At 69.7% G+C, this 13,246-nt stretch carries 10 protein-coding genes and 1 riboswitch; of the genes, 8 read left to right on the forward strand and 2 right to left on the reverse strand.

Annotation, left to right across the window (positions count from 1 at the left end):
* The first annotated feature begins 4 nt into the window (after positions 1 to 4).
* The 4 genes from I7X39_RS04820 to I7X39_RS04835 are packed head-to-tail and all read left to right on the forward strand — an operon-like array spanning position 5 to position 4,159.
* Positions 5 to 922: a carbohydrate ABC transporter permease gene (locus I7X39_RS04820; protein ID WP_198109829.1), complete on the forward strand. Its 918-nt coding sequence runs from the start codon at positions 5 to 7 to the stop codon at positions 920 to 922.
* Positions 919 to 1,743 carry a carbohydrate ABC transporter permease gene (locus tag I7X39_RS04825; protein ID WP_232351700.1) on the forward strand — a complete coding sequence of 275 codons (825 nt, stop codon included), beginning with the start codon at positions 919 to 921 and terminating at the stop codon, positions 1,741 to 1,743. Before I7X39_RS04820 ends, I7X39_RS04825 begins: the two co-directional genes overlap by 4 nt.
* Before the next feature lie 23 nt (positions 1,744 to 1,766).
* Complete coding sequence (locus tag I7X39_RS04830) at positions 1,767 to 3,101, forward strand: GH1 family beta-glucosidase (protein ID WP_198109830.1); 1,335 nt, start codon at positions 1,767 to 1,769, stop codon at positions 3,099 to 3,101.
* 2 nt (positions 3,102 to 3,103) lie between these two features.
* Complete coding sequence (locus tag I7X39_RS04835; protein ID WP_198109831.1) at positions 3,104 to 4,159, forward strand: ABC transporter ATP-binding protein; 1,056 nt, start codon at positions 3,104 to 3,106, stop codon at positions 4,157 to 4,159.
* A 655-nt stretch (positions 4,160 to 4,814) separates the two neighbouring features.
* Here the strand turns inward: I7X39_RS04835 and I7X39_RS04840 are convergent.
* Both I7X39_RS04840 and I7X39_RS04845 read right to left on the reverse strand, forming a co-directional pair.
* A complete protein-coding gene (locus tag I7X39_RS04840; protein ID WP_198109832.1) occupies positions 4,815 to 6,944 on the reverse strand; it encodes a glycoside hydrolase family 3 N-terminal domain-containing protein in 2,130 nt (709 codons plus the stop codon).
* Positions 6,941 to 7,852, reverse strand: coding sequence for a glycoside hydrolase family 16 protein (locus tag I7X39_RS04845; protein ID WP_198109833.1), 912 nt, complete (start codon positions 7,850 to 7,852; stop codon positions 6,941 to 6,943). The genes I7X39_RS04840 and I7X39_RS04845 overlap by 4 nt, the downstream gene beginning before the upstream one ends.
* Positions 7,853 to 8,027: 175 nt before the next feature.
* Between I7X39_RS04845 and glk the strand changes: the two genes are divergently transcribed.
* The 4 genes from glk (at position 8,028) to I7X39_RS04865 (ending at position 13,069) form a co-directional block, all read left to right on the forward strand.
* Entirely contained in the window at positions 8,028 to 9,011 is a 984-nt protein-coding gene (gene glk, locus I7X39_RS04850) for a glucokinase (RefSeq protein WP_198109834.1), read from the forward strand.
* 45 nt (positions 9,012 to 9,056) lie between these two features.
* Positions 9,057 to 9,146: riboswitch (cyclic di-GMP riboswitch) on the forward strand.
* An 80-nt stretch (positions 9,147 to 9,226) separates the two neighbouring features.
* Complete coding sequence (locus tag I7X39_RS04855; protein WP_198109835.1) at positions 9,227 to 11,236, forward strand: PKD domain-containing protein; 2,010 nt, start codon at positions 9,227 to 9,229, stop codon at positions 11,234 to 11,236.
* An 84-nt stretch (positions 11,237 to 11,320) separates the two neighbouring features.
* Entirely contained in the window at positions 11,321 to 12,640 is a 1,320-nt protein-coding gene (locus tag I7X39_RS04860; protein WP_198109836.1) for a sensor domain-containing diguanylate cyclase, read from the forward strand.
* Between the two features lie 249 nt (positions 12,641 to 12,889).
* Positions 12,890 to 13,069 (forward strand): hypothetical protein, encoded by a 180-nt coding sequence (locus I7X39_RS04865; protein WP_198109837.1) that lies wholly within the window; start codon positions 12,890 to 12,892, stop codon positions 13,067 to 13,069.
* Positions 13,070 to 13,246: the final 177 nt, after the last annotated feature.

Consider the following 13,246-nt stretch of genomic DNA (forward strand, 5'->3'; position numbering starts at 1 on the left):
CGCCATGACACGCTTCTTCATCACGGCGCGCAGCGCGCCCTACTGGTTCCTGGCCCCCTTCCTGCTGCTGTTCGCGGTGTTCGGCCTGTTCCCGCTGCTGTTCTCGCTGGGCCTGGCCTTTGCGCGGTGGGAACCGACCAGCGGCATGGGCGCGATGGAGTGGGTCGGCCTCGAAAACTTTGTCTTCGCGCTGCAGGACGAATGGTTCTGGAAGTCGCTCGGCAACACACTCTGGCTGGGCCTGGCCAGCGCGCTGCCGCAGCACCTGATCGCGGTGCCGCTGGCCTGTGCACTCAACGGCCTGCACCAACGCGCGCGCAACACCCTGGTGGGCATCTACTTCATGCCCTACATCACCTCCACGGTGGCGATTGCCATCCTGTTCAGCTCGCTGTTTTCGACCGACTACGGTCTGATCAACGCGGGGCTGAAGGCCCTGCGGGCGGTGCCGGGGCTGGACTGGCTGCTGCCCGCGCAAGCCATTGACTGGCTGAACGACCCCGACCGCCTCAAGCCCGCCATCGCCACCGTGGTGTTCTGGCGCTTCGTCGGCTTCAACACCGTGCTCTACCTGGCCGCGCTGCAGACCATCCCGCGCGATCTGTATGAGGCCGCCACCATGGACGGCGCCGGGCGCTGGCAGCGCTTCGTCTACATCACCCTGCCGGGCCTGAAGGCGATGCTGCTGTTCGGCGTGACGCTCTCGGTCATCGGCAGCCTGCAGCTGTTCGAGGAGCCCTTCATCCTCACCAACGGCCGCGGCGGCAACGACCAGGCCGGCATGACGAGCGCGGTGTACCTGTATCGCCTGGCCTTCGACTTCAACGACTTCGGCGCCGCCAGCGCCATGGCCTGGCTGCTGTTCGCCCTGCTGGCCCTGGCCACCTGGGCCACGCAGAAGGCCTTCGGAGAGCGCGCATGAAGCCCGACACCATGACCCCGCGCGCCGCCCAACTGCTGGTGGCCTTGGGCGCCGTGCTGATGGCCGCGCCCTTCTACGTGATGTTCGTGTTCGCCACGCAGTCGCGCGCCGAGATCTTTGCCGTGCCGCCACCGCTGTGGTTTGGCGACGACCTGCTGAACAACTTCCGCATCCTGACCGAGCGCATCCCCTTCTGGCGCAACCTGGGCTGGAGCCTGTACGTGGCGCTGGCCTCCACGGCGCTGACGCTGCTGTTCTGCTCGATGGCCGGCTACGCCTTCGCGATGTTCGAGTTCCGCTTCAAGCGGCCGCTCTTTGCGCTGGTGCTGGGCACCATGATCCTGCCCAGCTTCATGAGCATGATTCCGAGCTTCATGATCATGGACCTGCTGGGTTGGATCGACCAACCCCGCGCGCTCTACCTGCCCGGTGCGGCCAGCGCCTTCGGCATCTTCCTGATGCGTCAGTACGTGAAGAGCGCAGTGCCCAAGGAGCTGATCGAGGCCGCGCGCATGGACGGCTGCAGCGAGTTCGGCATCTACGCCCGCATCGTGCTGCCCCTGCTCAAGCCCGCCATGGGCACGCTGGGCCTGATCGCCTTCATCGGCAGCTGGAACAACTTCGTCGGCCCGCTGATCGTGATGCGCACGCCCGAGAACTTCACCCTGCCGCTGGCCCTGCGCCTGCTGCAGAACCCGGTGGACACCGAATGGGGCGCCCTGATTGCCGGCGCCGCCATCGCCACCCTGCCCCTGCTGCTGCTGTTCGCCCTGGCCTCGCGCCAACTGATTGCCGGCCTGACCGCCGGTGCCGTCAAGTGATGTTGTCCCCACAAAAACTCCCCATGTCCGACCCCACCGCCGACCTGCGCTTCCCGGCCGATTTCGTCTGGGGCGTGTCCACCAGCGCCTTCCAGATCGAGGGCGCCGCCCAAGCCGACGGCAAGGGTGAATCCGTCTGGGACCGCTTCTGCCGCCAGCCCGGTGCGATTGCCGATGCCAGCAATGGGCTGGTGGCCTGCGAGCATTACCAGCGCTGGGCCGATGACCTGGACCTCATCGCCAGCCTGGGCGTCAACGCCTACCGCTTCTCGGTCAGCTGGCCGCGTGTACAGCCCACCGGCCAGGGCGACTGGAACCGCGCCGGCCTGGCCTTCTACGACCGCCTGGTGGACGGCATGCTGGCGCGTGGCCTGCAGCCGCACCTGACCCTGAACCACTGGGACCTGCCGCAGGCCCTGCAGGAGCAAGGCGGCTGGGCCAACCGCGCCACCGTGGACCGCTTCGTCGACTACGCGCTCGCCATCGAGCGCCGCCTGGGCGACCGCCTGGCCTCGCTGGTGACGCACAACGAACCCTGGGTGATGGCCGAGCTGGGCCACCACCAGGGCATCTTTGCCCCCGGCGTGAAGGACCGCGCCACCGCGATGCAGGTCTCGCACCACTTGCTGCTCAGCCACGGCCGCGCGCTCAAGGCGCTGCGTGCCCACGGGGCCAAGGCCAAGCTCGGCATCGTGCTGAACCTGGCCCCGATGCACCCGGCCACGCCCTCGCCGGCCGACCGCGCCAAGGCGCAGCTGGAAGACGGCCTGCTGGCGCGCTGGTACCTGGACCCGCTGTGCCGCGGCCGCTACCCCGCCGACGTCTGGGCCAGCCTGGGCGATGCCGCACCCCAGGTGGCCGAGGGCGACCTGGCCGAGATCCAGCAGCCGCTGGACTTCCTGGGCGTCAACTACTACTCGCGCACCGTGCAATCGGCCGATGGCAGCTGGACCAACCAGCAATCCGGCCGCGAGCTCACCGACATGGGCTGGGAGATCTACCCCGAGGGCCTGACCGAGCTGCTGCTGCGCCTGCAGCGCGACTACCCGCAACTGCCCAGCCTGTGGATCACCGAGAACGGCGGCGCCTTTCCCGACGAGCTGAAGGACGGCCGCGTGGCCGATGAAGCCCGCACCCGCTACCTGCAGCAGCACATCGCGGCCGTGCACGAGGCCATGCAGGAGGGCGTGCGCGTGGGCGCCTACATGGTCTGGAGCCTGCTGGACAACTTCGAGTGGGCCTTCGGCTACAGCAAGCGCTTCGGCATCGTGCATGTGGACTACGCCACCCAGCAGCGCACGCCCAAGGACAGCGCGCGCTGGTACCAGCAGTTCCTGCAGCAGCAGAAGAAAGCCTGACCATGGCCGCTTTGAGCCTGCACGGCATCCACAAGCGCTACGGCGACACGCACATCATCAAGGGCGTGGACCTGGAGGTGCGCGACGGCGAGTTCCTCGTCTTCGTCGGTCCCTCCGGCTGCGGCAAGACCACCACCCTGCGCATGATTGCCGGGCTGGAAGACATCAGCGAGGGCGAGCTGCGCATCGACGGCCAGCGCGCCAACGAACGCCGCCCGGCCGAGCGCGGCGCCGCCATGGTGTTCCAGAGCTACGCGCTCTACCCGCACATGAGCGTGGCCGAGAACATGGGCTTCGCGCTCAAGATGGCCGGCGTCAAGAAGGCCGAGCGCGAGGCGCGCGTGCGCCAAGCCGCCGAGACCCTGCGCCTGACCGAGCTGCTGGATCGCCGCCCCGCGCAACTGAGCGGCGGCCAACGCCAGCGCGTGGCCATCGGCCGCGCCATCGTGCGCCAGCCCAAGGTCTTTCTGTTCGACGAGCCGCTCTCGAACCTGGACGCCTCGCTGCGCGTGGACATGCGCATCGAGCTGGCGCGCCTGCACCAGCAGCTGGGTGCCACCATGATCTACGTGACGCACGACCAGACCGAGGCCATGACCCTGGGCGACCGCATCGCCGTGTTCAACGGCGGCCGCATCGAGCAGATCGGTGCACCGCTGGAGCTGTACGGGAAGCCCGCCACCGAGTTCGTCGCCGGCTTCATCGGCGCGCCGCGCATCAACTTGGTGCCGCGGCCTGCTGGCGACGCCCCGGCGCCGCATCGGGCGCTGTGGGTGGCGATGGGCCCGGCCGATGCGGCTTGCGTGCGGCGTGGCGTGCGACCGGAGCATCTGCGTCTGGCAGTGGGCGACGAGGCGGGCGTGCCGGCCCTCGTTGAGCTGGCCGAGCATCTGGGGGACACCACCTTGGTCTACGCGCGCGTGCAGGGGCTGGAGCAACCCTTGATCGTGCGACTGGGGGATGAGGGGCGGGCGATTCAGATGGGGGTCGAGGTGCGGCTGTGTGCGCGGCAGGAGGCGGTGATGGCGTTTGATGGCGCGGGGTTGCGCTTGGGCTGAACTGGCCTGAGCTTCTGGCCTGTCCGGTGTGAGTCGAAAGACCCCGCCGGGACTTCGCCCCGGCAGGCGACTCACTTTCTTGCTCGTGCAAGAAAGTAAGCAAAGAACACGGCCCCGATGCGCAGCCCCTAGGCTTCGCCAAGCGGTCCCCTGCGATGCTCGCCCACTTGGGCCGGCCCGAAACTCGCTACGTTCGCTTCGCTCACTCCGCTCAGACAGTCGGGCCGAGTTTGATGGGAACGCGTGCTGCGCACGCTGCCCAGCCAAGCTGCGCTTCTCGGCAGCGCATAGGGGCAACAGCCCGAACAGCCGAACAGCCAACAGCCGGGAAACGGCGCGATAGGGGCAGTCCGGGCTGTTCGGCTGTTGGCTGTTGGCTGTTTGGAGTTCCCCCTATGCCAAGCCGAGGAGCACAGAAGAGCGGGCCCGCGCGCGTCAGCGCGCCTCGTGCTCTGACTTGGCGCAACTGTCTGAGCGGAGTGAGCAGAGCGAGCGCAGCGAGTTTTGCGCCTGGGCCCGCTCTTCGCGCACCGCAGGGAACCCCTCGCCGCAGGCGAGGGGCGCAGGCATCGGGGTCGCCTTTCTTGGCCTACCTTCTTTGGCGAAGCAAAGAAGGTAGGTCGGGTGCAGGGGTGAAGCCCCTGCGGGCTCCCCCTCAGCCCACCACCAGCGACAAAGCCGACAAGTCCTGATCCCGAGAAGAGCCCCCCACCAGCAAGCGGAACGACCCCGGCTCCACAACCCGCCGCCCCTCCGCATCCACGATCCAGAGCGAATCCACCGCCAGGCTCAGCACCACCTCGCGCCGCTCACCCGCCGCCAGGCAGACCCGCTCCCACCCCTTCAACTCCCGCCGCGCCCAGGTCGCACTGGTCACCTCGTCCTCGACGTAGAGCTGCACCACCTCCACCTGCTCCCGCGGCCCAGGGTTGTGCAGTTCCAGCTGCACGCTCACGGTCTCACCCGCACGGGCTTGCGGGCGATCGAGCGAAGGGGCGCCGTACTCAACGCGCCCGTAGCCCAGCCCGAAGCCAAACGCAAACGCCGGCTCCTGCGTCAGGTCCGCATAGCGGTCGCCATGCTGGCCGCGCACCGCGTTGTAGAAGACCGGCTGCTGGCCCACGTGCACGGGAATGCTGATGGACAGCCGGCCGCTCGGGTTCAGCAGGCCGAACAAGGCCTCGGCCACCGCCTGGCCGCCCAGCATGCCGGGGTTGAAGCATTCGATCAGCGCCGGTACCGCCTGCAGCGCCGGCGGCAACACCAGGGGCTTGCCGTTGATCAGCACGCCGACCCAGGGCTTGCCGAGCGCAGCAAGGCCGGCCAGCCATTCGATCTGGCCGTCCTGCAGCTCCAGCGTGGCGGTGCTCTTGAACTCGCCGTTGTAGGCCACGCGGTCGCCCACCAGGGCGACGATCAGGTCCGCCTCGTCGGCGCTATCCACCAACGTCCAGCCCGCCGGCAGCAGCGAGCGCACGCCGTCGCGCACCGTCACGGTGGCCTCGCGCGGATGGCGATCTCCGCTCGGGCCCACCATCTGCCCGCTGCCCAGGCTCCAGTCGCCCAGCTGGGCGTCGGGGTCGTCGGCGTTCGGCCCCACCACCGCGATGCGGCGCGGGCGCGAGGGGTCGAGCGGCAGCAGGGGCGCGCCCTGCCAAGGGTCGTTGCGCAGCAGCACCAGCGATTCGCGCGCGGCGCGCAGCGCCAGCTCGCGGTGCGCGGCACAGCCCACCTGGGTGCGGATGCGCTCGGGGTCGCTGAGCCCGGCGTCCTCAAAGAGGCCCATGCGGAACTTGAGCGTCAGCACGCGCCGCACCACGGCATCGATCTCGGCCTCCGTCAGCAGGCCGCGCGCCACGGCGGCCTGGGCGCCTTCGAAGAACTCGGGCGTGGCCATGATGAGGTCGTTGCCGGCGCGGATGGCCAGCGCGGCAGCCTCGGCGTGATCCGCGCAGACGCGCTGCGAATTCACCAGATGCCCGAGGTTGTTCCAGTCCGTCACCAGGATGCCCTCGAAGCCCCACTCCTCGCGCAGCACCTCGGTCAGCAGCCAGCGGTTGGCGGTGCTGGGCACGCCATCGATGGCCTGGTAGCCGGTCATGAAGGCCATGGCGCCGCCGCGGGCGGCACGCTCGAAGGGCGGCAGGAAGGTCGAACGCAGCTTGCGGCGGCTCAGCTCAGCCTCGCTGGCGTCGCGCCCGCCCAAGGTTTCGGAGTAGCCGGCGTAATGCTTGGCGGTGGCCAGCACGGCATTGGGGTCGTGCAGGCCCTCGCCCTGGTAGCCCTCGATCATGGCCAGCGCCAGCGTGCCCAGCAGCAGCGGGTCCTCGCCGAAGGTTTCGTTGATGCGGCCCCAGCGCAGGTCGCGCGCCAGGCACAGCACCGGGCTGAAGGTCCACTTCAGGCCGGTGGCGCGCATCTCCACCGCCGTCACGCGCGCCACCTCGCGCGCGAGCTCGGGGTTCCAGCTGCAGGCCAACGCCAGCTGGGTGGGGAAGATGGTGGCGCCGGCCCAGAAGGAGTGGCCGTGGATGCCGTCGTCGGCCAGCAGCAGCGGAATGCCCAGCCGCGTCTGCGCGGCGGCGGCCTGGGCGGCATCGGCATCGCTGCCATTGATGTGCAGCAGGCTGCCGACGTTAAAGTCGCGGATCAGGTCGCGGTAAACGCGCTGGCCATCCAGCTGCATCAGCTGACCGACCTTTTCCGGCAGCGTCATGCGCGCCAGCAGGTCATCCACGCGCGCCTGCAGGGGCAGGCCGGGTTCGCGGTAGGGCGCGTTACTCATCGCTTCTGATAGACCCGCACGTACTCGACTTCCATCTGCTGCGGGAAGGCGCTGTCGTCCACCGCACCGCCCAGGTCGCCCCCGATGGCGAGGTTCAGCAGCAGGAACTGCGGCTTGTCGAAGGGCCATTGCGCCGGGCCGCTGCCGGCGTTGTCGTAGCGGGCGTGCTCCACGCCGTCGATGCCGAAGCGCACGCTCTGCGGCGTCCACAGCATCTGGTAGTTGTGGAAGGCGGAGCAGACGGTGGGCAGTTGCGTGCCGCCGCCCTTGCCCTGGCCGCCGAAGCCGCTGCGCGTGTGCACGGTGGAGAACACATGGCCGGGGTCGCGGCCCAGGTGTTCCATCAGGTCCAGCTCGCCGCCGTCGGGCCATTCGCCCTGGGAACCCAGGAACCAGATGGCCGGCCAGTTGCCCTTGGCGCAAGGCAGCTTGGCGCGGACCTCGAAGAAGCCGTACGTCCACTCGGCCTTGCCGCGGGTGATCAGACGAGCGGAGGTGTAGGGCTGGCCACCCCAATCTGGCTGGCTGGAGAGCGACTCGCGCCGCGCCGTGATGACGAGGCGGCCGTCGCGCACCACGCTGTTCTCGGCGCGCGCGGCGCTGTAGTACTGCAGCTCGTGGTTGAACCAGCCCTCCTTGTTGCGGAAGGTGTCGTAGACCCAGCGGCTGGCATCCGGCAGGCCGGCCTGCTCGAACTCCTCGGCCCAGACGAGCTGGTGGTCGTCGGGGCGCTGCAGCGCAGCCGCGGGCGCCGGAGCGGGAGCGGGAGCGGGAGCGGGAGCGGGAGCGGGAGCGGGAGCGGGTGCAGGGGCCGGCACGGGTGGGGCCGAGGCCGCGCCGCCCCCGCCGCCGCAGGAAGCCAGCAACACAACATGGGCCAGCCAGGCGCTGGGGCGCAAGCACTTCATCCGACACTCCGTGGGTGGTGTTTGTCGCAATCTTAATGAAAACGCTTTCATACTGCTGACGGAAAGGGTATTCACCTAATCACCTTGGGTTATGGAACCATCACGGCGGGCTTGCGTCATGCAAGCGCTTTCATGAAAATCCGGCCATCTGTCCCACACGCCTTGCCGGAGCCGCATGAACACCACCCCCTTTCCCCGCCTGCTGGGTGACATCGGCGGCACCAATGCCCGCTTCGCCTGGCTCAGCCGCCCGGGCGCCGCGCTCAGCGATGTGCGCAGCTACCGCTGCGCCGAGCACCCGACGCTGGAGGCCGCCATCCGCCAATACCTGCACGAGCAGGGGGGCGAGAACCCCGCCGCCTGCGCATTGGGCATTGCCAACCCGGTGGATGGCGACCAGGTGCGCATGACCAACCACCACTGGGCGTTCTCCATCCGCGAACTGCGCCAGGGTCTGGGCCTGCAGCGCCTGGAGGTGCTGAACGACTTCACCGCCCTGGCCCTGGCCCTGCCCGCCCTGCCGGCGCAGGAGTTGCAGCAGCTGGGCGGCCGCAGCCTGAGCGAGGCGGAGCGCACCCGGCCCCACGCCCCGCTCGCGCTGCTGGGCGCCGGTACCGGCTTGGGGGTTTCCGGCCTGCTGCCGGCGGCGGGCGGGCAATTCCTGCCGCTGGCCGGTGAGGGCGGCCATGCCACTCTGCCCGCCTGCGACGACGAGGAAGACGCCGTGCTGCGCCTGCTGCGCCAGGAGTTCGGCCATGTCTCGGCCGAACGGGCGCTGTCCGGCCCCGGGCTGAGCAATCTGGCCTGGGCCGCCGCGCGCCTGCGCGGCGCCGTGGCCGAGCGCCTGGAGCCGGCCGCCGTGATCAACGGTGCGCGCGCCGGCGATGCCGACTGCCAGCATGCCGTGGGCTGGTTCTGCGCCTTCCTGGGTAGCGTGGCCGGCAACCTGGCGCTGACGTTGGGCGCGCAGGGCGGGGTCTACATCGGTGGCGGCATCGCGCCGCGCCTGCTGCCCGAGCTGCGCGCCTCGCGCTTTCGCGAGCGGTTCGAGGGCAAGGGCCGCTTCGCGCCCTTCCTGACGCCCATCCCCTGCTGGGTGATCGACAGCCCGGTCTCGCCCGCACTGCTGGGCGCGGCGCGCGCGCTGGAACAGATGTAACGGCGGGTAAGAGGGGCTGCGGCGCCGGCGCGCACTGCCTAGCATCGGCGCCCTGGGCACACCCGCGCGAAAGCCGGGGTCGCAAAGCTTCCGGTCTACCGCGGCGCAAGCCGCCACGACAGCGGGGCCGCCGCCAGCCCCTTCCCCCCCCCCCGGCTGGCGTCGTTCCCCAAGCACGACCCCCTCGCGGCGTGGCCCGTAGCCGGAGCCTCCTCATGCCGCGTCTGCTTTCCCTGCTGCTCTCCACCCTGCTGGCCGGCGCCGCCCTGGCTGCGCCGCCCGCCAACGTCAAACCGCCCTTCCCGCAGCTGCGCCTGCTGGAAGTGGGCCGCGAGGGCGTGGCCGGCCAGCGCGCCGTCGAGGTGCTGGGCAGCCGCCTGCCCGAGGTGGCCGCCTGGTACGGCAAGTCACCCGAAGAATTCGCCAACCTGCTGCAGCAGGACAAGCGCATGCGCCTGGACGCACGCGGCCGCGTGTTCTTCGTGGAAGAGCTGGAGCAGCCGCTGGCAGCCAGCAGTCCGACGAACGTGCTGGACGGCACGCTGGCCCCGCTGGACCAGACCTTCGCCCTGCACAGCCGCCCCGGCGCAGCCCGCACCATCTACCTGAACTTCAAGGGCGCCACGCTGAGCGGCACGGCCTGGAACAGCAGCGGCACGGCCATCACCGCCCCGCCCTTCGACCTGGACGGCATCCCCGGCAGCTTCAACACCAGCGAGCTGCAGCGCATCCAAACCATCTGGCAGCGCGTGGCCGAGGACTACGCGCCCTTCGACGTCAACGTCACCACCGAAGCCCCGCCGCCCGAGGCGCTGACGCGCAGCGGCAGCACCGACACGGTGTTCGGCACCACGGTGCTGATCACCACGCGCGCCGGCGTGTACAGCTGCAGCTGCGGCGGCGTGGCTTACCTGGGCATCTTTGACGACACCAGCGACTTCTACAAACCCGCCCTGGTGTTCTATGACGCCCTGGGCAGCGGCAACGAGAAGTACGTGGCCGAGGCCATCTCGCACGAGGCCGGCCACAACATGGGCCTGAACCACGACGGCAGCGCCACCGCCGGCTACTACCAGGGCCATGGCAGCGGCGCCACCGGCTGGGCGCCCATCATGGGCGTGGGCTACTACCAGGCCCTGGTGCAGTGGAACAAGGGCGAGTACAGCGGCGCCAACAACGTGCAGGACGACTACGTGGTGATGCAGGGCAACGGCCTGCCGCTGCGTGCCGACGATCATGGCGACAGCGCCGCCACGGCCACGCCCCTGCCCGGCGTGAATGGCGGCGGCGTCACCAGCGCCAGCGCCACCGGCGTCATCGAGCGGCCCACCGATGTGGACGTGTTCAGCTTCAACGCCGGCGCCGGCCCCTTGAGCCTGACGCTGAGCCCCGCTGCCCGCTCGCCCAATCTGGACGCCCTGCTGACCCTGCGCGACGCCGCGGGCACGGTGCTGGCCAGCATCAACCCCACCGAAGCCCTGAACGCCAGCGCCAGCCTCAGCCTGCCCAGCGCCGGCACCTACACCCTGTGGGTGCAGGGCACGGGCAAGGGTGACCCGCTGGGCACCGGCTACACGTCCTACGGCAGCCTGGGCAACTACCAGCTCAGCGCCAGCTACACCACACCGATCGGCAGCGCACCCACGGCCCAGATCGGCGCATCGACCCTGCGCGGCACCGCGCCGCTGACGGTCAACTTCTCCGGCGCCGGCTCCTCCGACCCCGACGGCAGCATCGTGGCCTACGACTGGCAGTTCGGCGACGGCAGCACGGCCGGCGGCGTCAGCAGCAGCCACAGCTACACCCAGCCCGGCAGCTACAGCGCGCAGCTGCGCGTCACCGACAACAGCGGCCTCAGCGCCAGCAGCGCCGTCACCATCACGGTGGACGCACCCGTCGTCCTCATCCCCATGCGCGTGGCGGACATCGCCATGTATCTGCAGGTGGCGCGCAATGGCCAGGCCAAGGCCACGGCCATGGTGAAGGTGCTGAACGGCAGCGGCCAGCCGGTGGCGGGCGCGGTGGTGACGGGCAACTGGAGCGGCATCGTCAGCCGCACCGGCGCCACCGCCACCACCACCAGCAATGGCGTGGCGAACCTGGTGTCGCCCAACACGCGCAGCACCAGCGGCAGCTTCGTGTTCACGGTCACCGGGGTCAGCCTGGCCGGCTACGCCTACCAGCCGGCCACCAACACCGAGACCAGCGACGCCATCAGCCGCTGATCCCCGCGCTCCGGCCCCCTGGCGGGGCCGGAGTGTTTCCGGGTGTTGCTTGGAGTACAACCAGGGGCCCGCCCGCACTGCCCCATGTCCAACGACGCCGCCCTGCCCACCGCGCTGCTCCACGAGCTGCTGGCCCTGCGCAATGTCCTGGACGAAACCGGCGCCTACATCTTCTGCAAGGACCTGCAGGGCCGCTACACCTATGTGAACCAGCTGGTGCTGGACCTGTTCGGGCGCAGCCGCGAGCAGGTGCTGGGCCACGAGGACAGCGAGTTCTTCGACCTCGAACGCTCCAGCCAGCTGCGCGAGCACGACCAGCAGGTCATGCGCACCGGCGAGCCGATCGAGCAGGAAGAGCTGAACTACGTGCGCGAAACCGGTGAGCAGCGCATCTACTGGACCGTCAAGAAACCGGTACGCGACCCCGAGGGCCACATCGTTGGCCTGTGCGGCATCTCCACCGACATCACCGAGCGCAAGCGCATTGAGGCGCAGCTGGCCGAGCAGCACCAGCTGCTGCAGACCGTGCTGGCCCATGTGGATGCTCACATCTACATGAAGGACGACCAGCGTCGCTTTCAGTACGTCAACGCCAAGACGGCCGCCCTGTTCCAGCGCCCGGCGGCCGACATCATCGGCCGCCGGGACATTGAGGTGTTGAAAGCGGAGACTGCCGACGCCCTGTGGGACATGGACCGCCAGGTGTTCGAGTCCGGCCGGCCGCAGAGCGGTGAGGAAACCATCATTGATGCCGAGGGCCGCAGCTCGCACTACTGGACGGTCAAGGTGCCTCTGAAGACGGAAGCTGGGCACCGGGTGCTGATCGGCTTCTCCTCCGACATCACCGAGCTGGTGCGCCTGCGCGAACAGCTGCGCCAGCAGTCCGTCACCGATTCGCTCACCGGCCTGGCCAACCGCCGCCACTTCGTGACCACCGCCGAGACCGAACTCTCGCGCACCCAGCGCCACCAGCGCCGCATCAGCCTGGTGCTGCTGGACATCGACCAGTTCAAGGCCATCAACGACCGCCATGGCCACAGCGTGGGCGACGACGCCTTGCGCGCCCTGGCCGAGGCCCTGCGCCCGCTGGTGCGCCGCGAGGACCTGCTGGCGCGCGTGGGCGGCGAGGAGTTCGCCGTGCTGCTGCCCGACACCCCGCTGGACGCCGCCGCACTGAAGGCCGAACAACTGCGCGCCGCCGTGCAGGCCCTGCGCATCCCCACCCCCCAGGGCAGCCAGTTGCAGCTCAGCATCAGCCTGGGCGTAGCCCAGACCGGCCCGAGCTGCGACGCGCTGACCACCCTCTACGCCACCGCCGACCGGCGCCTCTACCGCGCCAAGCACCTTGGGCGCAACCAGGTGTGCGTCGAAGACGCATCGGAGCCGCCGGCCGAGTTCCGCTGAGCGCCTGACTCCTGCATCCGAAGGGTTGCCGAGAAGCCGCCCCCCGCATGGCCACACCCTAAAGTCGCCGGCCTCTGAGGGGAGGCAAGGATGCGGCGATTCGAGTGGGTGGGGGTGACTCCAGCAAGTTCTGGGAGGTCTGGGCACAGGGGAGCGCGCCGACCACCCCGTGAACCACAAACGCAGCCCCTCGGTTCCGCAGTCTTCATCTCAAGCAGCTGGGTTGACCCGGTCGAGCTGCTGGCGCAGATGCCACTTGGCGGCGGCACCCCCATCGGGCAGGCGGTGGTCTACGCAGCCGAGCGCATCGAAGCGGCGCGGCGCGTCATCGGCGTCCGCATCGGCAACTTCTCCGAGGGCCTGGGCGAATCGGTGCTGATCAGCCACGTGCGAGGGCTCACGGCCCAGGACAGCAAGGTGCTGGGCTGACCGCGCGGGATGAACAGGCCGGCCCGGTGTTCGACCGCGAGCTGGCGGCCAAGCCGGTGGCGGCCGGGGCCGAGGTGGGGGCTATGACGCCGGGGCGGTTGGCAGAGGGATTGGGCACAGAAGCTGAGTTGGCGTGGACACCACTCCGCACAACCGGGCTGGAATCCTGACGCCAGA

Source organism: Inhella proteolytica, assembly GCF_016093275.1.
In the GTDB taxonomy this organism is placed as follows: Bacteria; Pseudomonadota; Gammaproteobacteria; order Burkholderiales; family Burkholderiaceae_C; genus Inhella; species Inhella proteolytica.